Source organism: Sporosarcina sp. NCCP-2222, from assembly GCF_023168145.1.
In the GTDB taxonomy this organism is placed as follows: domain Bacteria; phylum Bacillota; class Bacilli; order Bacillales_A; family Planococcaceae; genus Sporosarcina.
Map to the genome: position 1 here is coordinate 45,158 of NZ_BQYK01000002.1, position 20,249 is coordinate 65,406.

The 20,249-nt window shown below is 46.2% G+C and carries 21 protein-coding genes and 1 pseudogene; 8 read left to right on the plus strand and 14 right to left on the minus strand.

Going from position 1 to position 20,249, the window contains the following annotated elements; translation table 11 throughout:
• Together NCCP2222_RS04070 and NCCP2222_RS04075 are read right to left on the minus strand one after the other, a co-directional pair.
• Nucleotides 1–559 (minus strand): annotated as a pseudogene (locus NCCP2222_RS04070) (cation transporter); the annotation flags it as partial.
• On the minus strand, nucleotides 537–908 hold the full coding sequence (locus NCCP2222_RS04075; protein ID WP_248509879.1) for an ArsR/SmtB family transcription factor: 372 nt from the start codon (nucleotides 906–908) through the stop codon (nucleotides 537–539). The pseudogene NCCP2222_RS04070 and the gene NCCP2222_RS04075, both read right to left, overlap by 23 nt.
• Nucleotides 909–1,068: 160 nt before the next feature.
• Between NCCP2222_RS04075 and NCCP2222_RS04080 the strand changes: the two genes are divergently transcribed.
• Complete coding sequence (locus NCCP2222_RS04080) at nucleotides 1,069–2,106, plus strand: DmpA family aminopeptidase (protein ID WP_248509880.1); 1,038 nt, start codon at nucleotides 1,069–1,071, stop codon at nucleotides 2,104–2,106.
• Between the two features lie 469 nt (nucleotides 2,107–2,575).
• Here the strand turns inward: NCCP2222_RS04080 and NCCP2222_RS04085 are convergent, their stop codons facing one another.
• Genes NCCP2222_RS04085 through NCCP2222_RS04115 form a run of 7 tightly spaced genes read right to left on the minus strand, consistent with a single transcriptional unit; the run spans nucleotide 2,576 to nucleotide 8,375 of the window.
• Nucleotides 2,576–2,950: a Na+/H+ antiporter subunit G gene (locus NCCP2222_RS04085; RefSeq protein ID WP_248509881.1), complete on the minus strand. Its 375-nt coding sequence runs from the start codon at nucleotides 2,948–2,950 to the stop codon at nucleotides 2,576–2,578.
• Nucleotides 2,928–3,212 (minus strand): Na(+)/H(+) antiporter subunit F1, encoded by a 285-nt coding sequence (locus NCCP2222_RS04090; RefSeq protein ID WP_248509882.1) that lies wholly within the window; start codon nucleotides 3,210–3,212, stop codon nucleotides 2,928–2,930. The genes NCCP2222_RS04085 and NCCP2222_RS04090 overlap by 23 nt, the downstream gene beginning before the upstream one ends.
• Nucleotides 3,212–3,694, minus strand: coding sequence for a Na+/H+ antiporter subunit E (locus NCCP2222_RS04095; protein ID WP_248509883.1), 483 nt, complete (start codon nucleotides 3,692–3,694; stop codon nucleotides 3,212–3,214). Before NCCP2222_RS04095 ends, NCCP2222_RS04090 begins: the two co-directional genes overlap by 1 nt.
• 39 nt (nucleotides 3,695–3,733) lie before the next feature.
• The gene (locus NCCP2222_RS04100) at nucleotides 3,734–5,218 is read right to left on the minus strand and encodes a Na+/H+ antiporter subunit D (protein WP_248509884.1); all 1,485 of its coding nucleotides are present in this window, start codon (nucleotides 5,216–5,218) and stop codon (nucleotides 3,734–3,736) included.
• Nucleotides 5,211–5,549, minus strand: coding sequence for a Na(+)/H(+) antiporter subunit C (locus NCCP2222_RS04105; RefSeq protein WP_248509885.1), 339 nt, complete (start codon nucleotides 5,547–5,549; stop codon nucleotides 5,211–5,213). Before NCCP2222_RS04105 ends, NCCP2222_RS04100 begins: the two co-directional genes overlap by 8 nt.
• Nucleotides 5,550–5,551: 2 nt before the next feature.
• The gene (locus NCCP2222_RS04110; protein ID WP_248509886.1) at nucleotides 5,552–5,974 is read right to left on the minus strand and encodes a Na(+)/H(+) antiporter subunit B; all 423 of its coding nucleotides are present in this window, start codon (nucleotides 5,972–5,974) and stop codon (nucleotides 5,552–5,554) included.
• On the minus strand, nucleotides 5,961–8,375 hold the full coding sequence (locus tag NCCP2222_RS04115; protein ID WP_248510825.1) for a Na+/H+ antiporter subunit A: 2,415 nt from the start codon (nucleotides 8,373–8,375) through the stop codon (nucleotides 5,961–5,963). Before NCCP2222_RS04115 ends, NCCP2222_RS04110 begins: the two co-directional genes overlap by 14 nt.
• Before the next feature lie 401 nt (nucleotides 8,376–8,776).
• Here NCCP2222_RS04115 and NCCP2222_RS04120 point away from each other — a divergent pair, with 401 nt between their 5' ends.
• Nucleotides 8,777–9,451, plus strand: coding sequence for an adenine nucleotide alpha hydrolase family protein (locus NCCP2222_RS04120; protein WP_248509888.1), 675 nt, complete (start codon nucleotides 8,777–8,779; stop codon nucleotides 9,449–9,451).
• A 61-nt stretch (nucleotides 9,452–9,512) separates the two neighbouring features.
• On the opposite strand, the gene murB is transcribed toward NCCP2222_RS04120, so the two are convergent.
• Nucleotides 9,513–10,424 (minus strand): UDP-N-acetylmuramate dehydrogenase, encoded by a 912-nt coding sequence (gene murB / locus NCCP2222_RS04125; RefSeq protein WP_248509891.1) that lies wholly within the window; start codon nucleotides 10,422–10,424, stop codon nucleotides 9,513–9,515.
• Between the two features lie 296 nt (nucleotides 10,425–10,720).
• Entirely contained in the window at nucleotides 10,721–11,425 is a 705-nt protein-coding gene (locus tag NCCP2222_RS04130; RefSeq protein WP_248509892.1) for a DsbA family oxidoreductase, read from the minus strand.
• A gap of 175 nt (nucleotides 11,426–11,600) precedes the next feature.
• Here NCCP2222_RS04130 and NCCP2222_RS04135 point away from each other — a divergent pair, with 175 nt between their 5' ends.
• Together NCCP2222_RS04135 and NCCP2222_RS04140 are read left to right on the plus strand one after the other, a co-directional pair.
• Nucleotides 11,601–12,977, plus strand: a complete 1,377-nt coding sequence (locus NCCP2222_RS04135; RefSeq protein ID WP_248509893.1) for an FAD-dependent oxidoreductase — start codon at nucleotides 11,601–11,603, stop codon at nucleotides 12,975–12,977.
• Nucleotides 12,978–13,043: 66 nt separating this feature from the next.
• Nucleotides 13,044–13,832 (plus strand): AAA family ATPase, encoded by a 789-nt coding sequence (locus NCCP2222_RS04140; protein ID WP_248509895.1) that lies wholly within the window; start codon nucleotides 13,044–13,046, stop codon nucleotides 13,830–13,832.
• A gap of 46 nt (nucleotides 13,833–13,878) precedes the next feature.
• On the opposite strand, the gene NCCP2222_RS04145 is transcribed toward NCCP2222_RS04140, so the two are convergent.
• On the minus strand, nucleotides 13,879–14,805 hold the full coding sequence (locus tag NCCP2222_RS04145) for a manganese-dependent inorganic pyrophosphatase (RefSeq protein ID WP_248509896.1): 927 nt from the start codon (nucleotides 14,803–14,805) through the stop codon (nucleotides 13,879–13,881).
• A gap of 40 nt (nucleotides 14,806–14,845) precedes the next feature.
• Entirely contained in the window at nucleotides 14,846–15,289 is a 444-nt protein-coding gene (locus NCCP2222_RS04150) for an RrF2 family transcriptional regulator (protein WP_248509898.1), read from the minus strand.
• A gap of 164 nt (nucleotides 15,290–15,453) precedes the next feature.
• Between NCCP2222_RS04150 and hmpA the strand changes: the two genes are divergently transcribed.
• Nucleotides 15,454–16,641 (plus strand): NO-inducible flavohemoprotein, encoded by a 1,188-nt coding sequence (gene hmpA / locus NCCP2222_RS04155; protein WP_248509899.1) that lies wholly within the window; start codon nucleotides 15,454–15,456, stop codon nucleotides 16,639–16,641.
• A gap of 44 nt (nucleotides 16,642–16,685) precedes the next feature.
• Here the strand turns inward: hmpA and NCCP2222_RS04160 are convergent, their stop codons facing one another.
• A complete protein-coding gene (locus NCCP2222_RS04160) occupies nucleotides 16,686–17,741 on the minus strand; it encodes a YkvI family membrane protein (protein ID WP_248509900.1) in 1,056 nt (351 codons plus the stop codon).
• A gap of 255 nt (nucleotides 17,742–17,996) precedes the next feature.
• On the opposite strand from NCCP2222_RS04160, the gene NCCP2222_RS04165 reads away from it, so the two are divergent.
• The 3 genes from NCCP2222_RS04165 to NCCP2222_RS04175 form a co-directional block, all read left to right on the plus strand.
• Nucleotides 17,997–18,617 carry a TetR/AcrR family transcriptional regulator gene (locus NCCP2222_RS04165; protein ID WP_248509901.1) on the plus strand — a complete coding sequence of 207 codons (621 nt, stop codon included), beginning with the start codon at nucleotides 17,997–17,999 and terminating at the stop codon, nucleotides 18,615–18,617.
• A gap of 12 nt (nucleotides 18,618–18,629) precedes the next feature.
• Nucleotides 18,630–19,538, plus strand: coding sequence for an ABC transporter ATP-binding protein (locus NCCP2222_RS04170; protein WP_248509903.1), 909 nt, complete (start codon nucleotides 18,630–18,632; stop codon nucleotides 19,536–19,538).
• Nucleotides 19,538–20,249, plus strand: a 712-nt coding sequence (locus NCCP2222_RS04175) for an ABC-2 transporter permease (protein ID WP_248509905.1), incomplete at its 3' end; no start/stop codon positions are given. The genes NCCP2222_RS04170 and NCCP2222_RS04175, both read left to right, overlap by 1 nt.

Below are 20,249 nucleotides of genomic sequence, written 5' to 3' on the forward strand. Positions count from 1 at the left end.
TCGCTTTATTCATCGAATATGCTTCCAATGCCTCGCTCACCGCGAATAGGAAAACGACGACTGCCGCTTCTTGCCATTCACCAATAATGGCTGCACCAATGATGGCTATGGTCATGAGCGTCTTCATATCGAATTCAAGACGAATTAAATTCATGAAACCTGTTTTAAAGATGCCTACCCCGCCAACAAGAATCGAGATGCCATACAAAACCACTCCGGCCATTGCCGCGTTACTGAAATGAGAAACCAACAGGCCCGCTATCAGGAATACGAGTGACAAGGCAGTAACGATATTCTCCTTCCGTTTGAAAAAAGGCACTTTCTTCTCCACTTTCCGTTGCGTCAGCGGAACAACTTTAATTCCATCAAATGCACCGGCCGCTTCCAAATCTTCCATTGTAGCATCCCCGATAACCGATAATTTCGATGCACCGAAATTCACCTGTGCTTCAGAAACAGAGGGAAGCTTTTTTATATTGTTCTCGAACTTCATTGCACAATTGGCACAGCTCAAGTTCTCGAGACGGAATTCTTTTTTATCCATTGTGGTCATGGTCATCACCTTCCGCTGCATGGTCATGTGAAATGCTCAATAAATCATGAACGTGATGGTCGGCAAGTGAATAGTAAACCATCTTCCCTTTCTTTTCCGATTTAGCCAGTCCATTTTCCCGTAAATATCGTAAATGATGAGAGGCTGTCGCATTGGAGGAACCTATGATGGCCGCCACATCACAAACACATAGCTCCTCTTTCAAAGTTAAAGAATAGGCAATTTTAAGACGGGTTTCATCTGCCAGCGCTTTAAATATTTGCACTATCCCTCCAACTTCGGGAAGCGTTCCCCTTACTTCTTCGACGATTTCCTCATGGATGACTGTTACATCACAAGTATCTCGGTTTACCATTTCGCCCACCTCATTCAAATGATTGTTTGTATGTAGTGTATGCTTCTTTCACTGGAAAAGCAAGGACAATCAAACAATCATTTGATTATTCTGCAGAAGGGAATTTTATTCTCACGTAGAATTGTATGAAGAGACTAAATTTACGAATGCAGGTGATTGAATGGAGCGCGGAAAGTGGAATGCAATTACAGACGTACCAGGCGTCAAAGTGGGACATGTCACGGTGGAAGAACAGCGGGGAGAAAATTGCTTGTGTACAGGGGTCACTGCCCTTTTGCCACACGGCGAAAATTTATTCGAACAGAAAGTGCGGGCCGCCAGCTTCGTCCTGAACGGTTTTGGGAAAACGGCGGGTCTAGTCCAAGTGGACGAACTCGGCCTCATGGAATCGCCGATCATGCTGACAAATACGTTCAGCGTGGCCGCCGTTCTCGAAGGGACGCTTCGGCATATGCTCGATGAAAATCCCGCACTCGGCGACACGGCCAGCACCTTGAATGTCGTCGTAGGAGAATGCAATGATAGTTACTTGAACTCAATCAGGCTGCTGGCCGTCCAGCCAACTCATGCAATAGAAGCAATCAAATCGGCAGCAGACGGCCCCGTCTCCCAAGGAGCTGTCGGGGCAGGAAAAGGTATGATCTGCTACGGTGCGAAAGGCGGCATCGGCTCCTCTTCTCGCATCGTTCCCGCGGAAGACAAAAACTTTACCGTCGGCGTGCTGACCTTGACGAACTTTGGAAAACCGGAAGAATGCAGAATCAATGAATGGCTCGTCCGGAACGGCATGAGTACTCAGGAACAGAGGCCAACATTGGATGAACCGGCCGCCAGACCCGACGGCTCGGTCATCATCGTCGTAGCAACAGACGCACCGGTAAACGAAAGACAACTGAAACGGTTTGCCAAACGAGCCGCCATCGGACTGGGCCGCACCGGCACCAACATCCATAACGGCAGCGGCGACATCATCATCGCCTTTTCCAACGCAAATCCGGTTCCGCACACAAGCAGCTCCATGACAGACCAGCCGATCGCCTTTCTGCGGGACGACCATGCAATCATGAATACCCTGTTTGAAGCGGTAATCGACTCGACTGAAGAAGCCGTCTACCAGTCCTTAATGCATGCCGAGGACACAACTGGACGCCGCGGAAGGGTTGTAGAGCGATGGCCTTTTGCGAGCGAGGGACAATAGAGAAGTGGTCGTTTCCTGATGGAATGAACGAGTATCAAGGAATTGGGCTTTGATTCGAGGGGCATAACGAGAGGTTGCTTTAACATTCGGGAGGTCGCCTGATTATACGAGCGGTTCGGGCGCATATACGAGCGGTAGACACGAATATACGAGCGGTTTGCCACTTGCTAAAGGACTTTCGCTGTTTACAAGAGGTCGCTTCAAGATTCGGGAAGTCGCCTGCTTATACGAGCGGTTCGGACGCATATACGGGCGGTTCGCTGTGAGATACGAGAGGTTACGGGATTATATGAGCGGTTCAAAGTGAGATACGAGCGGTTGCGGGATTATACGAGTGGTTCGTTCTGATATACGAGAGGTAGACAGAAAGATACGAGCGGTTGCCCCCTCTAAAAAGTTTCGCCTGATACGACCTGTCGCCACTTCCAAGCAGCCAAACACTCACACCACACAAAAAAGGAGACACGCGTCACGGTGTCTCCTTTTCGCTTTCTTTTTTATGCAGCACATCGTATAGCTCGTCTTCTGTTGAGATGTCCGCCAGCTTTACGTTGGAACGGTAGGCAGCTCGAATGATGAGATGGCCCGCTACCGGGGCGGTGAGGAAGACGAATATGATGCCGAGCAGCAGACGGACGCTGATGAAGTACTCGGTCGATAGGAAGTAAAGAAACGCTCCGGATAAGGTTAATAAAACAGCCAGTGTGGAACTTTTCGTGGCGGCGTGGGATCTGGTATATACATCGGGCAGGCGGATGAGGCCAAATACGCTGATGACGCTGGCGATGCCGCCTGTCAGGATGAGGATGGCGCCTGCGTATTCACCGATCTTTTCGATGCTCAATGATAACCCTCCTCTCCAGCGATCTGGAAAAGGCGATCGTGCCAATAAAGGAGAGGATCCCTAATATTAAGATGACTTCCAGAAACGCTTTTGTTTTCATGATGACTGAAAATACAGCTATGGTCGCGATCAGGTTCACGCCGATGACATCGAGCGCAATAACGCGGTCGGGCATGGAGGGACCGAGGATGATCCGAACGACGGCGATACCAATGGTGATGGCAAACAATATTATTGATACGGCAAGCATGAGTTTGATCATCAGCGGGTCACCTCCTTGATGGCTTTTTCAAAATTTCGCAGTTGTTTCAGCAGCGCTTCCCTTGATTGCTCCACATCCATCGCATGAATGTATAAGACATTTCCTTCCGGTGTCACTTCCATCACGACCGAACCCGGTGTCAGTGTCAGCAGCATGGAGAGCATCGTCACTTCCACGTCGCTCTTCAACTCTGTTTCGTATTTAAAGATGCCGGGTTTGATGTTTAAACGGGGGCTCAGTATCTGCTTGAGCACGATTGCACTAGACTGGGTCAACTCCCAAATGAACAGGAATAACAATTTAATCGAAGCGTATAACCGCCTTAAGTAAAATTGAGTGCCGAAAAAACGGTGCATGAAAAAGATGATGCCGATTCCGACAATGAAGCCTGTTAAAAAGGTTGTGAAATTCAATTCATCTTCATCCATTAACGTCATCCACAAAAATGCAATGAATAAATTTAATAGCAGCTGGGCGGGCATAGCCGTTCACCTCTCTTCGGATCAATCGCCATCTTCACATCAGTCCTTCCCATTCATCACAGCCTCGATATAGACGTCTGGATTCGCCAATGTATTTGCGGCGTCACTCACATAAGGCGCAAGCAGTTCTGGTCCAAAACCGAGTACCACGGTCAAAATACCGAGCAGCAGAACCGGTATCGCCATTCCTCTTTTTAAAGGCCGCTCCTCATCTTCACTGATGATTGTTTCGCCCCAGAAGGAATTCAGGAAGATTCGCAGCAGTGAATATAGGACAAAAATGCTGGAGATGAAGCCGACGCCGAGCAGTACATATGCCTTCGCCTCAATCGCCCCCTGGCCAATTAACACCTTCCCGATGAATCCGCTAAGCGGCGGAATTCCGGCGATTGCCAGCATGGTAATGAAAAACAGCCAGCCAATCAGCGGATAATTCCGTATCAACCCACTCATCTCTGCGATTTTCGACTTCCCGGTCAAGTAAATCATTGTACCGGCTAACAGGAATAAGAGCGCTTTGCTGATCATGTCGTGAATTAAATAATAGACCGCACCTTGAAATGCTGAATCCGTCGATACGACCAATCCGATGAGAATGAACCCGACGGAAATGATGACGTTATATGAAACAATTTGCCGGATATCTTGAAAGGCGAGCGCTCCAATGCTCCCTCCAACCATCGTAAGAATGGCCATGATGGCAATCAGCGTATGGGTCACCCCCGGCTCATGATAGAAAATCAGGGTGAAAACACGGAACATCGCATAGATGCCGACTTTCGTGAGCAATGCACCGAAGAGCGCCGCCACTGCTGTCGGAGGCGCACTGTACGAGCCGGGCAGCCAGAAGTACAGCAGAAGCCCGGCTTTTAAACTAAAAACAATCAAGAAGATTAAACTGATGACGGTCAGTAAAGGCCCCTGCCCGACTTCCGCCACCCGAACCGATAGATGTGCCATATTCAATGTTCCGACGGTTCCGTATAAATACGCGATAGCAAGCAAGAAGAACCAGGAGGACAGCACATTAATCGATATGTATTTAATGGATTCCACCAATTGTACCTTCCGTCCGCCTAAGGTGATAAGGGCATAGGAGGACAACAGCATCACTTCAAAACAGACGAACAAGTTAAATATGTCGCCGGTTAAAAAGGAACCATTCACGCCTGCCAGAAGAAAGAAGATGAATGGATAATAGAACATTTTCTCTTCAGCCCGGGCAGTGGAAGCAAAGGAATAGAGAAGCACGATGCCTGTTACGACGGTTGACGTCAGCACAAGCAGCGTAGCAAAGGAATCCGCCACAAACAAAATGCCATATGGAGGCATCCACCCGCCGAAGTCCAGACGCAAAATGCCATCCAGCTGAATGCGATTCAGTATGTAAACACCAGCACCTGCAGTCAACACAATAGAGATCATTGCGAGAATTCGTTGCAACAAAACGTTTGACCGCAGGAAAATCAGGATAATTCCTGTAACTAATGGGGCGACCATTGGCATGACAAGAAAATTATTCATCATTAACCCCTCTCAATGCATCGAGATTATCCGAGCCCGTTTCCTTGTACGTACGATACGCCAAGACAAGCAAAAATGCGGTAACCGCAAAGCTGATAACAATCGCAGTCAAGATGAGCGCCTGCGGCAATGCATCCGTATAGCTGCCCGATTCTCCCTGGATTAATGGAACGCCGCCTTTTTTCAAGCCGCCCATCGTTAAAATCAGCAGGTGGATCGCATGGGATAGAATGGCCGTTCCCAAAATGACCCGGATCATATTTTTAGAAAGCAATAAGTAAACTGCGATCGTCACAAGCACCCCGACGAGTAATGTAATTAACGTTTCCATCGTTACACATCCTCACTAATACTTAATATGATCGTGACCACCACGCCGACAACCGTCAAAGCCACACCTGCTTCAAATACGATGACAGAGGAAATTTCCGTTTCCCCGAAAATCGGCAAATCAAATACGCGCGAACCTTGTCCAAGGAATTTCGTGCCGAACAAGACAGACAAAATACCAGAACCTACTGCCAAAAACACGCCGAATGCCGCGATCTTTTTAAAATCAAACGGTATTCCATTATGCACCGTCTCGATATCGTGCACCAAATACAGCAACACAAAAGCGGAAGAAAGGACAAGCCCACCGATGAAACCGCCTCCCGGCTCGTGATGGCCTGACAGGAACAACTCAATGCCGAATGTCAAAATGATGAACACAATAATCTTAGTGACGGTCTTTAAAATGACATCATTGATTTCCAATATCCTTCTCCCCTTTCTTCGCTTTCAGTTTGATTAAAGAGAAGACACCAATCCCTGCAATGAAGAGAACGACCACTTCCAGCATCGTATCAAAAGCACGGAAGTCTCCTAATATGGTATTCACTATATTTTTGCCGCCTGCCAAACGGTACGCATCTTCAAAATAGAAGGAGATGGACGTAAAGAGTTTATTCCCTTGTACCATCAGCGCCAGGATTGTCACAATCGAACCGACCGCAACTGCAATGAAGCCATTGACCAGCTTCGTCGATCTCTTTGTATCCTCCCGTTTCCATTCCGGCAAGAAATAAAAACATAATAGAAATAGCACAGTCGTCACCGTTTCCACGACAATCTGGGTCAGCGCCAAATCAGGCGCACGAAGCACAACAAATAGGATTGCGATGGAATACCCAAGCACACCATTTAGCAAAATCGCTGTTTTCCGGGATTTCGCCACCAAAATCGACAGACCTGCAAGCATCATAACCGCAATAATAATATATTCGTTCACTGTCACAGCCGCGTCTTTGGACAAGTCAATCTCAAGGTTTCCAATCCAAAACAACCCACCGACTGCTACCGCAATGAAAAACGAAAAAATGTAAACAAAATAATCCCGAAGATATCCTGTCATATAACGACCTGTGAGCATATTGGAACCACTCTCGGTTTTCGTCAATACAAAATTGTAGATTGAATCCAAGTTCCAGCGAAGCGGTCCTAACGCATAGACTTTTTTCCATTTTTTTAATGAAATATACAGCAAGCTTCCTGCCACAATGACACCTACTGTCATAAGCAATTGGGGATTCACCCCATGCCACGCGGAAATATGCGGAACGAGCCCTTTCAAGTCCCGATGCATCGGAAACACTGCCGTCATGGCAGGCGTCAGCAGATAGCGACCGATCCCATTCGGGAAGATGAAGATCCCGATGACTAGAAATGACAGGACAAATGGTGCAACTAGCATGCCGATCGGAGGTTCATGCGCTTCTTTATCAACGCGTTCAGATTGCGGCATGCCAAGAAACGTCTTGAATACAATAATCATGGAATAGATAAACGTAAACACGCTCGCAACCCAGGCAACGACAGGAATGAGAATGCGAAGAGCTCCATTCGAGACTAAATCCAACCGACTCAACTGCACAACCGCTTCAAAAAACATCTCCTTGCTCAGAAAACCGTTAAACGGCGGCAGACCAGCCATAGAAAAGCTGCCGATCAAAGCGACAGTAAATGTCAACGGCATGAATGACATCAAACCGCCCAAACGACGGATATCCCTTGTTCCTAATTCATGGTCGACTATACCAACGACCATGAACAGTGCTCCTTTGAACGTGGAGTGGTTGATGAGATGAAACAGCCCCGCAAACGTAGCAGCTGTGAATATTAACACATTTGATTCATTACTGTCTGAGACGGCCATGGATCCAATCCCAAGCAAACTCATGATGAGACCTAATTGACTGATTGTCGAATAGGCGAGCAGCGCTTTTAAGTCCGTTTGACGGACAGCATTAAACGAACCCCAAAACAGAGTGAATATTCCAACGCACGTGACCGAGTAAAACCATACGGTCTCACCGCCGAATATCGGGGTAAAGCGTGCTACGAGGTAAATCCCTGCTTTGACCATCGTCGCCGAGTGCAAATAAGCGCTGACGGGGGTAGGTGCTTCCATTGCATCCGGCAGCCAGATATGGAACGGAAACTGCGCGGATTTCGTAAAAGCTCCCAAGAGGATTAAGATCATTGCCATGTAAAATAACGGATCTGTCTTATCCAGATTTCCGACTTCGTCCACTATTTCACGCAGACTGAACGTTCCGGTCAGCGTATGCAGCATGAGGAAGCCTGCCAGCATCGCAACCCCGCCCGACACGGTAATGAGCATTGATTTTTTTGCTCCATACCTCGACTGTTTTCGATGGTACCAGAAGGCGATCAATAAAAAGGATGAAATACTGGTCAGTTCCCAAAAAACATAGAGGACCATGACATTATCAGAGAACACCACACCGAGCATCGCTCCCATGAACATGAGCAAATACACATAAAAACGCCCGAGTGCTTCCCGTTCGGATAAATAATATATGGAGTAAAGGATAACCAGACTTCCGACCCCCGTAATGAGCAGGCCAAAAATCATGCTGAGTCCATCCAGGTTCGTCGTGAAGTTGATTCCAGCCGAATCAATCCATTGAACCGTATATGTATAATGGGCGCCACCGGCTACCGAAGGCACAAAACTGGCTAATAGGATAAATAATAGAATGGGGACGAGTAATACAAACCAGCCAATATGCTTGCTGTGTATCCGTTTATAGAGAAACGGCACAAAGAAAGCCATAAAGAAGGGAAAGAAAATTGCTAATAAGACAATCAAAATAGAGAGACCTCCAATACACATTTTGGTCAGACTATAGGTGGCAGAACGTGATTTTACCATTGTTGGATTGCACGCAATCCATCCATTCGGCAAAAGGACATTTTCCCGATATTCAGCGTTTGAAATGGCTCGAGGGGAAAAGATTCAAGATCACTTGTATGAAAATGGAGAGTCCACTTGACTCTTCCCACCGCTACAAGGATAATAGGTAGCCAAAGGCAACATTTAGAAGAGGAAACCAAACGGGTACTAGGTAAATTATACATGACTCGCAAATTGAGTGCATAAAAAGCGACCTATCAGGTTTCACCTTGTGTAAGTATGGCGTATCAGCTATAATGGTTTGGTTTTCATGTAGTACTATACGTTTTGAAAAACATGATCAAGAGGTGAAAACTTTCATGGGCAAAGTAAAAGGCCGTATGGACGAGAGCATTCTCGTATGTGTCTACTACGGTCCGAATGGTGAACGTCTCATCCGGCGTGGACATAAGATGGCAAGCATCATGGACTGTCCCTTATATATTCTAACTGTCGATCCACTCCCGCTCGATGATTTCGATGCTGAGAAATCACAATACATCGATAGATGGCGACAACTTGCCGAGGAATTAGAAGTGGAGGACTTTTTCATCTGTGATAATGAGAGACGTCCTACTGCCAAAGTGATTAAAGAAATCGCACACCAGCACAACATTACGCAAATCATCATTGGGCAAACCGCCCAAAGCAGATGGGAAGAGATCACAAAAGGCTCTTTCATGAATGTGCTTTTGCGAGAAATTACGTTCGTTGATTTCCATGTCGTTTCCGTTGCACGCTACATTAAAGATGAAAGCGAAGGGATGTTTGAAAAAGGCGTCCGCGCATATCTTGTAGAAGACGGTACAGGTTACCGGATTATGTTCACCCTCTCAAAGGATGCGAGATTCGAGGGAATCTTCTTCAAAGAGATCGGCACCGACTTCAACAACGGGATCTTTAAATTCATGCATAACAATAAAATGTGTCAAGTCCCTATCGTAGACGATATCGTGACTGATCCGTCGTTGATCAGCTGCAAAATTCAATTATAGATGCAAACGCATGAAATGGCGGACGGCCTCTCCAGGGTCATCCGCCATTTATCATGTTCACTCATTCTTCTCCTACAATTTTCACTTCCATCTCCAACTCCACATCAAAACGGTCCTTTACTTCCCTTTTGACCATTTCAATCGTCTTGATGTAGTCCGTTGCCGTTGCATTGTCTTTATTGACAATAAAGCCTGCGTGCTTCGTTGATACTTCTGCACCGCCGAACCCTTTTCCCTGCAAACCGCTGTCCTGAATCAGCTTACCGGCAAAATAACCCGGAGGCCGTTTGAAGACACTGCCTGCAGACGGGTATTCGAGCGGCTGCTTGGATTCCCGCTGATACGTCAAATCAGCTACTTTAGCATCGATCGCTTCCTTGTCGCCCGACGCCAGTTCAAAATCCGCAGAAAGGACATAGTAGCCTTTATCTGTAATGATACTGTGTCGATACCCGAGATCCAATTCCTCTTTTGACAGAACAAAGATCTTGCCTGTTTGATCCATGACCGTTGCTTGAACGATTATATCTTTGATCTCTCCGCCATAGGCGCCGGCATTCATCGCCATGGCACCGCCGACAGATCCCGGAATGCCGCATGCGAATTCAAGGCCGGTCAATGCTGCTTCTGCCGCTTTCTTTGATACATCGATAATGTGCGCTCCTGCTTCTGCATGCACTGACGTCCCTGCGATCCGTATGGCATTCAACTTAGCCATATGCAGGACGATTCCCCGTACCCCTCCATCACGAACGACCATATTCGACCCATTTCCCAACAGCAAAATCGGTACGTTATTACGGTCCGCATAGGTAACAGTGTATTCCATTTCTTCAATTGTTTCAGGAATGACGAGCAGATCTGCTGCGCCACCAAGTTTTGTCTTTGTATATTTGCTTAACGGTTCATCCATCAGGACGACCCCTTGCGTTATTTCCTTTTTCAGCTCATCAAACCATTGATGTTTTGCCATCTTCCCACAATCCTTTCCAAGTTAGGTGAGCGTACCATCCTGGTCAACTTCAATCTTATATCTTCGCTTCAGGTCTTCCATGCTGAACTCGTTTCGTTCTGATGATAAAACCCTTCCAACATATAAGTATGCGTGCTATCAACATTTTTGACAAGGAATTATTCCTTCCAACTATCTTGATATCAACATGTTTTGACGCAGATTAGTCACTCCAACCTGCCCGGAAGAGCACGTAACCACTACTGCATAGTTCCTTACTGCCATCTCTTTGCTAGAAAAGAGATCTGCCGCCTTCATCAGATGGAGCAGCTGTCGTCCTTGCAAACCCCTTCCTCTTCATCGCCCAGCACTTGGAATGACGGCTGCACGCCTTCTTCCTGTGCGACTTTACGCAATGCCTCTTCAAAAACTGCAGCAGGCTGGGCTCCAGATATCGCATATTTTCGATTAATGACAAAGAACGGTACCCCCTGGACGCCAAGTTGGCCCGCTTCTGCAATATCGCGTCTGACATCCTCTGCAAATTCATTCGTCTCCATTGCTTGCTCAGCACGGCTGCCAGCAATACCGGCTTCCTCTGCAATGCGGATCAGTACTTCTTTCTTCCCGATCGCTTCCGCATCAATAAAGTGAGCCTTCATGAGACCTTCTGTCACTACAGCGGCCTTCCCTTCTTGTTCAGCAAGCTTCGCAAGCTGATGTGCATTAAACGTATTGGATACCTTCATCTCTTTCGAATAATGAAGCCCGACTGTTTTCGCCTGCTCCGCAACATTCTCTACCATCCGTTCGGCCTCTTGCAGGCTGACTCCGTATTTCTTTGCAAGGCCTGCCACCATGGATTGATCGGAATCCTCGGGTGTATTAGGATCAAGTTGGAACGCTTTAAACTGGACTTCTGCTTGCCCTGCCAGCTGGGTTGACTGGAGAGCTTCCTCCAGACGCCGTTTTCCGATATAGCAAAAAGGGCATACATAATCAGACCATATTTCAATTTTCATATTCGCAACACCTTTCTTCTAATGTGCCTCTGTGAAACCGACTTCGTTTCTTTCATAGAACGCTGATCACGCTCACAGAGACGTATTCTTATAAGTTAATTTTAGAATCAATCGAATCTGGTAACAATGTATATGCCTAGTCTATTCAATTAGAGTATCAGATGGAGGGTTGACAATGATCGATTCATTATGGCTGGATACAGCCTATCCCCGGGACCCCTATCCCGCCGTCACAGACGATTTGTCCTGTGACGTCTGCATTATAGGAGGCGGGTTAAGCGGGATCGCAACTGCGTATTTCCTCGCGAAAGAGGGAAAGGACGTAATTCTAGTCGAAAAAGAGATGATTTTGGAAGGTGCAACGGGCAATTCGACCGGTAAATTAACGGTCCAGCATGATCTCGTCTATGCCAGTCTCATTAAACAATTCGGCCGGGACAATGCAAGAATTTATTATGAAGTGAATGAGGAAGCGGTGCGGTTTGGCCAGTCCATTTCAGAAGGCGATGAATATCGTACTTCTGACGCTGTTTTGTTTTCTCAGACGAAGCTCGGAACCGAACAGCTTCAAGACGAGCTGAAAGCTTACGAGGACATCGGCATTCCAGGCGAACTTGGCTGGAACTCTGAATTGCCGCTTAAAACAGAAGCTACATTAACAATTAAAGGGCAAGGACAGCTGCACCCTGTCCGCTTCGGCCAACATCTTGCTAAACTAGCCGTCAAAGCCGGGGCGCGGATTTTTGAACACTCGGATATTAGAGAGATGGATTTGAAGAAGAGGCTTCTTTTCACACAATCCGGCCATCATATCGAGTTTAATGAGCTCGTACTGTGCACGCATTATCCAATTGAAGCGATCCGGGGACTACAAGTATTGAAGCTCGTTGTCGACCGATCCTATATCGTCGCAGGCCAAGCTGATATGCCGCTGAAAGGCCAGTATATTTCCGTCGACAATCCGAAACGGTCGGTCCGCACGGCTGCCATCGATGGAAAGACTTATTTCATGCTGGCTGGCCAGGGACATCAAGCGGGCATGGAGAAGGACACCCAAGTGCATTACAATATTCTGTCCTCCGAATTGCGAAATACGTTCCATCTGGAGAGCTTGACGAATGCCTGGTCTGCCCAAGATCCGTCCACCCCGGATTTAGTGCCCTATGCGGGCCCGATTGATTCGAGCATGCCTTATGTCTATTTAAACACCGGCTTTCGGAAATGGGGCATGTCCAACTCAATGGTCTCCGCACGGATTGTTGCCGATCATATTGTTGGAAGGAAAAACAAAGCGTCTGCCCTCTATGCTCCTAACCGAACGGAATTCGGATCATTCCTCGTGCAGGCCCTGCGAAATACCGGACTTGTCATAAAGGAATTCACTGGCGGGCATATCACCCGGACGAATTCTCCGATTTGCACGCATATGGGATGCCGTACCCGTTGGAATGAAGCCGATGAAACGTGGGATTGCCCGTGTCACGGTTCTCGTTTCCGAAAAGACGGCTCTGTGCTGGAGGGTCCGGCGACGAAGCCGCTCGACTTGGATTAACACTTCAGAAATCAATGAATTTGCACACTCCTTTGCGCTATAATTAAAGCGAAAAGGGGTGTTCTTTTGTCTTTACGAGAAATCAGGCGTCGCAGATCTTTTCCGAACAGCGAGTATCCATTCAACACAGACATTGTCCGTAACTTTAATTCCCTATCCATTGAAAGCCCGGTGACTATCATCGCAGGTGATAACGGCTGTGGAAAGACGACATTGTTGGAAGGCGTTGCCGCAGCGGCCGAATGTATTCTGATCAGCGGTGAACCGATGGAACGGGAGCAGCGTTTTTCACCCGCCTTTGCGCTTGCGGATGAACTGAAATTGACATGGTCTGTAAAAACGAGAAACGGCTTTTTCTTCCGGGCCGCTGATTATGTAACATACACGCGCAACTTGGCGCTCATCAAAGAGGAGGCGAAGGAAAAGGTCGAAGAAATCCGTGCGCGGGATCCATTCAGCTTAGAAGTGCTTCCTTACGCCAGGACGTATCACGACTTACATATGCTGTATGGAGACGGACTGGACAAACTGTCACACGGCGAGAGTTTCCTCCAGCTGTTTCAAGCTCGCTTCCGTCCCGGGGGCTTCTATATATTAGACGAGCCGGAAGCACCTCTGTCTCCCCAACGCCAATTGTCATTGCTCGCTTTGATTCATGACTTTGTAGGGGACGGAGCCACTTTTCTCATTTCAACCCACTCCCCCATATTGATGGCTTATCCCGGAGCGGATCTTTACGAGGTGAAGGATGGACAGCTGCAGTCTGTTCGATACGAGGACATGGAGCACGTCAGCCTGACAAAGAACTTCCTCAATGAGCCAGAACGGTATTTGCGTTACTTATTGGAATCATGATAGACAAAAAGGAAGAGCAGCCTAAGTCATGGCCACTCTTCCTTTTTTATTTCAACGCTTCAGTTAGAATTGGTACGATTTGTTTTTTCCTAGAAACGACACCTTTCAGCGTCGCACAATTATTGTCCAACCTTACTTGGAATGCCGCGCTCGCACGCTCAGCAGCCGTTCCTAATGCCAATACCACGGAATCGTTATTGAGAATATCCGTTACAACGAAGAAGAACAGGTCTAATCCCTTCTCCTCGATAATGCTGTTCAATAATACTTCTAACTCTTCCTGGCGGCTCAGTACATCCGACACATCCACCGCATTCACTTGGGCAATTTCCACTTTCTTATCACCCATCGTAAATTCTTTCGCATCCAGTGTGATAAGCTCCTCAAGCGATTTCCCGCTCAAGTCAGCTCCCGCTTTCAGCATTTCAAGGCCATACACCGCAGCATCGACTTCTGCAATGGCAGCAAGCTCATCTGCCGCTGCTTGATCCTCAGCTGTAAATGTAGGAGATTTAAATAGCAGAGAATCGGAAATGATCGCCGACAGCATAAGACCAGCGATATTCTTTGGAATCTCAACGCCATGCTCTTTGTACAACTTATTCAAAATTGTCGCTGTGCAACCTACCGGCTCTGCGCGATAGTAAAGCGGATCACTCGTTTGGAAGTTGGCAATCCGGTGGTGATCGATAACTTCAATCACTTGAACCTCATCTAAATCATCAACACTCTGCTGCTTCTCATTATGGTCCACAAGAATGACCTGTGATGCTTCCGGTTTTGCCTTTTCAATTAAACGTGGCGCTTCAAATCCGAATTGCGCAAGCGCATACGCCGTTTCTCCAGAAATGGAACCAAGACGCACTGCTTCCGCGTCCATTCCAAGTTGTTGTTTCAAATATGCATAGCTGATTGCTGCTGTAATGGAATCTGTATCAGGATTTTTATGCCCGAATACTAGTACTTTACCCATGCCTGTCCCTCCTGCAATTATCTTTTCAGTTTCTAGTTTATCATAAAGGCCGACCGAACAAAATTGCGGCTATTTCATCACGATTCACGACAAAATCCGCAATCGTATACCGATCTAACACGGCGAAGTAAGCCAGAAGGGCTTCTTGCAAAACACCCTTTAACCGGCATGCCGGTGCCAATGCACACAGTTTCGCCTCGGAATTAAAGCATTCGACCAAATAAAAATCATCTTCCGTCTTGCGGACAAGGTGACCGATATTAATGTCCTTCGGATCAACTTTTAGCCGGATGCCGCCTCCTCTGCCGCGAATAGTTTCAATCAAACCCATCTTCCCAAGTTCATGGACGACCTTCGTTAAATGGTTCTTTGATATTTGAAAGCTATCGGATATCTCTTGGATCGTCGATAACTCGCCCTCATCTTTTGCCCCTAAAAAGATGAGAACACGCAATGAAAAATCTGTATACATCGTTAAACGCATAATCTCACCGCTCTTTCTCACACTATTATAGCGACTGTGGCATTTCCGTGAAAGAAATGTGTACAAAATCGTACAGCTAGTTTAAACATGTATTTTTAATATAGCTTTAAAACTTATTCAGGTTTATAGTGAAATTATCAAAAACAAGAAAGGTAGTGCTCCACATGCTTTCGCAAAAAACTATTGAGATCGTTAAATCCACCGTTCCGGTACTTGAACAACACGGTAAAACAATTACGACAACTTTTTATAAAAACATGTTCGCAGCTCATCCTGAGCTTCTTGATATTTTCAATCATGCCAATCAATCGAAAGGACGCCAACAGACAGCGCTTGCCAACACTGTCCTTGCTGCCGCTAAATATATAGACAACTTGGAAGCGATCGTGCCTGCCGTCGTGCAAATTGGGCATAAACACCGCTCACTCGGCATTCAACCAGAGCAATACCCGATTGTCGGCCAGCATTTACTAGGCGCTATTAAAGAAGTGCTTGGAGATGCAGCGACACCAGAAATCCTGGAAGCATGGGGAGAAGCCTATGGCGTGATCGCAGATGCGTTCATTGGCGTGGAACAGCAGATGTATGATGCAGCTGAACAAGCAAATGGCGGCTGGAGAACATTCAAGGAATTTATTATCGATGAGAAAGTGAAAGAGAGCGATGTAATCACTTCGTTTTATTTAAAACCGGCAGATGGCAAAAATTTGCCTGACTACAAACCTGGCCAATATATTACGATCCGTTTCCGCATACCGGGCGAAGAGCATATTTTAAACCGCCAATACAGCTTGTCGCAGGCTCCTGATGGCGAACGCTTTCGCCTCTCCATAAAACGGGAGGATGAAAACGCACCTGGTGGTAAAGTGTCTGTGTATCTCCATAAAGAAATGAACGTAGGCGACAAAATCGAAGTGAGTGCGCCTGCAGGTGACTTCCATCTCGATACGGACAGCAGCAGCCCGGTTACATTGATCAGCGGCGGAGTCGGCCTCACACCGATGATGGCGATGTACGATTATATCGCCAAAAATACACCAGAACGCCAAGTGGCCTTCTTGCACTCCGCACGGACCCGCAAGCATCAGGCGTTTGATGAAGTATTACGTAAGATGAACAGCGAATTGCCAAATTCGGCATATGAAGTGCTTTATTCCGAAGAAGGCGATGGATTTATTACAAAAGACTTCTTGAAAAAGCATGTGATTGACGGAAGCGACGTATATGTATGTGGACCAACGCCATTCATGCAAGCAGTCGTCTCCAATCTGTACGACCTCGGCATTTCACAGGATAAAATCCATTTTGAATTCTTCGGGCCTGCTGAAGAACTCGAGTTGGTCAAACCATAAAGAAAAACCGCACCCTCCCTATTATTATGGGAGGTGCGGATTTTTTATCGTCTCACTTTTTCCGGTAAGCGGAAGGAAGCGAAGATGAGTGCAGCTACGAGGAAGAGGCCAACATAGCCGATAAAGTTGTAGAAGTGAGCAACCAGATTTTTGAATCCAACAAAACTTAGGACGAATCCGATCACTAACGTGATTAAAATAAACCATTTAAAGTTGGGCGTACCGATTTTTACAAAGCGTGCGCCAAAAGCATAAAACATACTGACAGCCGTATTGAAGATCATGCCGTACAAAACGAACGCCATAAAAATACCGAATACCGGAGAGATTTCATTAATAATGACGAGCATCGGGAGGTCTGCATCCGCAACGGTTTCCACTTTTGCAAAAATAGCCAAGTGGCTTAAGAGAATGAGCGCTCCCAGCCCCAAGCCCCCTACAAAACCACCCCAGGCCGCAACCTTCTCGTCCTTCTCGGCACTTCCCATAACAATGGACATCGAGGCACCGACTGCGATATTAAAGGACACATAGTTAATTGCAGAAATGAACCAATTCGGCAATGTCGTTGGAACAGCGGTGGCAATTGGATTCAATACAGCAAAAGTTGTATCCATTGTCGCAAGCGCATAAACAGACACAATAATGACTGCAATAATAAGAAATGGCGTTATACTTCCGATGACAGCAACTACCTTGTCCACATTCAACAAAATTGTCAGGAACACCAGCACAACCATCAACAGACTGCCCACGTAAACCGGCAAGCCAAATTGCTGATTCAAGTTTGAACCTGCTCCTGCCAGCATGACAGCCCCCACGCCAAACAACGTGAAAATAATAACATAATCCACAATGATTCCAATATATCTACCGCTGATTTTATAGATAACATCCTTATACGATTCCGTCTGCATCCGGCTTCCAAGCCGAGTCAATACCATTCCTAAATAAGCGAACAGAGCAGTCGATAAAACAGCGGCAACAATACCCATGAAACCGAAACTAGTAAAGTATTGCAATATTTCTTGACCGGAAGCGAAGCCTGCACCAACAATAATTCCGATGAAAGCGCTTCCCATTTTTAAAACTCTTTTCATGATGTCCTCCCCCATAGTTGCACGTTTTTCTATTATACGATACGAAATAATCCGAATATTCAACGCGCTTCTTTTTGTCCCGCTTCAATCTACCATGCATTTGATTTGATTTCAACTATTCTTTTAAAAAGTTAGTACATTGCAATTACAAGAACCTGAAATGGTAATAACACACTAAAAAATAGAATAGAATTGACCAATCTGGTCTATCACTGTTACACTTTAATCGACCACTCTGGTCGAAGGAGGATTCACATGACTGTTTTTGAAACAATTGACAATAAAAAAAGATACAGAGTGTTAAATGCCGCTCTTCAAGAATTTGCAAATCACAGCTATGAACAGGCATCCACCAATCGAATTGTAAAGCATGCTGGAATTGGGAAAGGCATGTTGTTTCACTATTTTAATTCCAAAGAAGATCTGTTTCACTACCTCATCAATCATGCAATTCAATTTATTAACGAGCACTACGTAGTGCAATTGCAATTGGATGAACCGGATTTCATAGAAAGAATGAAACTGGCCACCGAGCTAAAATTGAAAATATACCGTGCACACCCCGAACTTTTCAATTTCATAGCAATGGTCTATGTGAATGAACCCGAAAGATTAACTGAACTTGAAATGAGAAAGTTACAGGACATGCAAAAAAATGGATTTACTCAGTTATATAACGGGATTGACACGTCATTATTCCGTTATGATATTCCAACAGAACAAGCTCTTAAACTGATCCAATGGTCCATCGACGGTTATCAACAGGAAATGATCGGAATCTTGAAAGGCAAGAAATTAGACCAAGAGGATTTTGATCCTTACTGGAAGGAATTTTCCGATTATATGCAAGCTTTAAAGACGGCTTTTTATAAATAAGGGGGAAATTGAATGAATGCCATTGATATTAAAGAGCTGACAAAGAAGTTTGGAAAATACCATGCCCTCGATGGATTGAATCTCACTGTAAAGTCGGGAGAAGTATTCGGATTTATCGGTCCAAATGGGGCTGGGAAGTCAACAACGATCCGACTGCTCTTAGGCATGCTGCGGCCGACTTCTGGAGAAGCATCCATTTTCGGAAAAGACGTTTGGAAAGATGCAGTAGAGATTCACCGTCGAATCGCATATGTCCCAGGAGATGTTAATTTATGGCCACACTTGACGGGCGGAGAAGTAATTGATCTGCTCGCCAATTTACATGGCACTTTGAATAAAAACCGACGCGATGAGCTATTAGCACTATTTCAACTAGATCCGACCAAAAAATGCCGCACCTATTCCAAAGGAAATCGTCAAAAAGTCGCGCTAGTAGCCGCCTTTTCTTCGGAAGCAGATTTATTCTTGTTGGATGAACCTACTTCTGGTCTTGATCCACTGATGGAGCAGGTATTTCAAGATTGCGTTGAAGAAGTGAAGTCTGAAGGAAAAAGCGTTCTTTTATCAAGCCATATTTTATCCGAAGTGGAAAGATTGTGTGACCGAGTCGGCATCATTAGGAATGGAAGATTGATCGAATGCGGTACTCTTAGTCAGCTCCGTCATTTAACCAGGACGCGTTTAGTTGTCGAGACAAGAGAAACCGCCGACTCACTTATGATATGGAAAGGCGTGCATGATGCGAAACAGACGGAAAATGGTTGGATTTTTCAAGCTGACTCGGATGAATTGGAGACGATCATGCGTCAGCTGAGCGACTATGGAATTCTTAAGTTAGAGAGTGCGCCCCCCACGCTTGAAGATTTGTTCATGAGACATTACGAACAGCAGGATGATTCGTTAAAAGGCAGGGGTCAATAATGGAAACCAACTTTGCGGGAAGCATCCACTTGTTCCGATTCATCCTTCGTAAATCTTGGTTGTACATTACAATCTGGTTACTCGGCATCAGCTGTATGACGTTGATCGTACCTCTCTCATTTAGCGAATTGTACCCCACTCAGCAAGCTCGCGATGTAATGGCCGAAACGATGCGCAATCCAGCAATGACAGCAATGGTAGGTCCTGGGCATCTTGAGAACTATACAATCGGCGCCATGGTTTCCCATCAAATGCTCTTATTAACAAGTGTCGCGGTTGCCATTATGAATTTCCTGTTGATCGTAAAGCACACGAGAGCGGAGGAGGAAGACGGCCGAACTGAATTGCTGAGTTCTTTACCTATTTCACGCAAATCACAATTAGTTGCTGCATTGTTTGTCCTTCTGCCACTGAATATGTTGCTTGCCGTACTTATTGGATTTGGACTGTTTGGACTTGGCATTGAGGATATGAATTTGGCAGGATCATTATGGTACGGGGCTGTACTTGGCGCAAGCGGTCTATTTTTCGGAGGGGTTGCCGCTGTTTGTTCACAACTTCTAGAAAGCTCCAGAAGTGCGATAGGTCTTTCATTCACATTCATGCTTATTACTTTTCTGCTGCGCACCTCAGGTCAGGAATGGCTGACTTGGACCACTCCTTTCGGCTTAGTTACACTTGTTCAACCATTTAGCGTGAATAATGGCTGGC

Excerpts from the sequence above, each read along its gene's own strand:
- NCCP2222_RS04075 (WP_248509879.1), bottom strand. The coding sequence starts at position 908 with ATGGTAAACCGAGATACTTGTGATGTAACAGTCATCCATGAGGAAATC.
- NCCP2222_RS04080 (WP_248509880.1), top strand. The coding sequence starts at position 1,069 with ATGGAGCGCGGAAAGTGGAATGCAATTACAGACGTACCAGGCGTCAAA.
- NCCP2222_RS04090 (WP_248509882.1), bottom strand. The coding sequence starts at position 3,212 with ATGATCAAACTCATGCTTGCCGTATCAATAATATTGTTTGCCATCACC.
- NCCP2222_RS04095 (WP_248509883.1), bottom strand. The coding sequence starts at position 3,694 with ATGCCCGCCCAGCTGCTATTAAATTTATTCATTGCATTTTTGTGGATG.
- NCCP2222_RS04100 (WP_248509884.1), bottom strand. The coding sequence starts at position 5,218 with ATGAATAATTTTCTTGTCATGCCAATGGTCGCCCCATTAGTTACAGGA.
- NCCP2222_RS04105 (WP_248509885.1), bottom strand. The coding sequence starts at position 5,549 with ATGGAAACGTTAATTACATTACTCGTCGGGGTGCTTGTGACGATCGCA.
- NCCP2222_RS04120 (WP_248509888.1), top strand. The coding sequence starts at position 8,777 with ATGGGCAAAGTAAAAGGCCGTATGGACGAGAGCATTCTCGTATGTGTC.
- murB (WP_248509891.1), bottom strand. The coding sequence starts at position 10,424 with ATGGCAAAACATCAATGGTTTGATGAGCTGAAAAAGGAAATAACGCAA.
- NCCP2222_RS04130 (WP_248509892.1), bottom strand. The coding sequence starts at position 11,425 with ATGAAAATTGAAATATGGTCTGATTATGTATGCCCTTTTTGCTATATC.
- NCCP2222_RS04135 (WP_248509893.1), top strand. The coding sequence starts at position 11,601 with ATGATCGATTCATTATGGCTGGATACAGCCTATCCCCGGGACCCCTAT.
- NCCP2222_RS04145 (WP_248509896.1), bottom strand. The coding sequence starts at position 14,805 with ATGGGTAAAGTACTAGTATTCGGGCATAAAAATCCTGATACAGATTCC.
- NCCP2222_RS04150 (WP_248509898.1), bottom strand. The coding sequence starts at position 15,289 with ATGCGTTTAACGATGTATACAGATTTTTCATTGCGTGTTCTCATCTTT.
- hmpA (WP_248509899.1), top strand. The coding sequence starts at position 15,454 with ATGCTTTCGCAAAAAACTATTGAGATCGTTAAATCCACCGTTCCGGTA.
- NCCP2222_RS04160 (WP_248509900.1), bottom strand. The coding sequence starts at position 17,741 with ATGAAAAGAGTTTTAAAAATGGGAAGCGCTTTCATCGGAATTATTGTT.
- NCCP2222_RS04165 (WP_248509901.1), top strand. The coding sequence starts at position 17,997 with ATGACTGTTTTTGAAACAATTGACAATAAAAAAAGATACAGAGTGTTA.
- NCCP2222_RS04170 (WP_248509903.1), top strand. The coding sequence starts at position 18,630 with ATGAATGCCATTGATATTAAAGAGCTGACAAAGAAGTTTGGAAAATAC.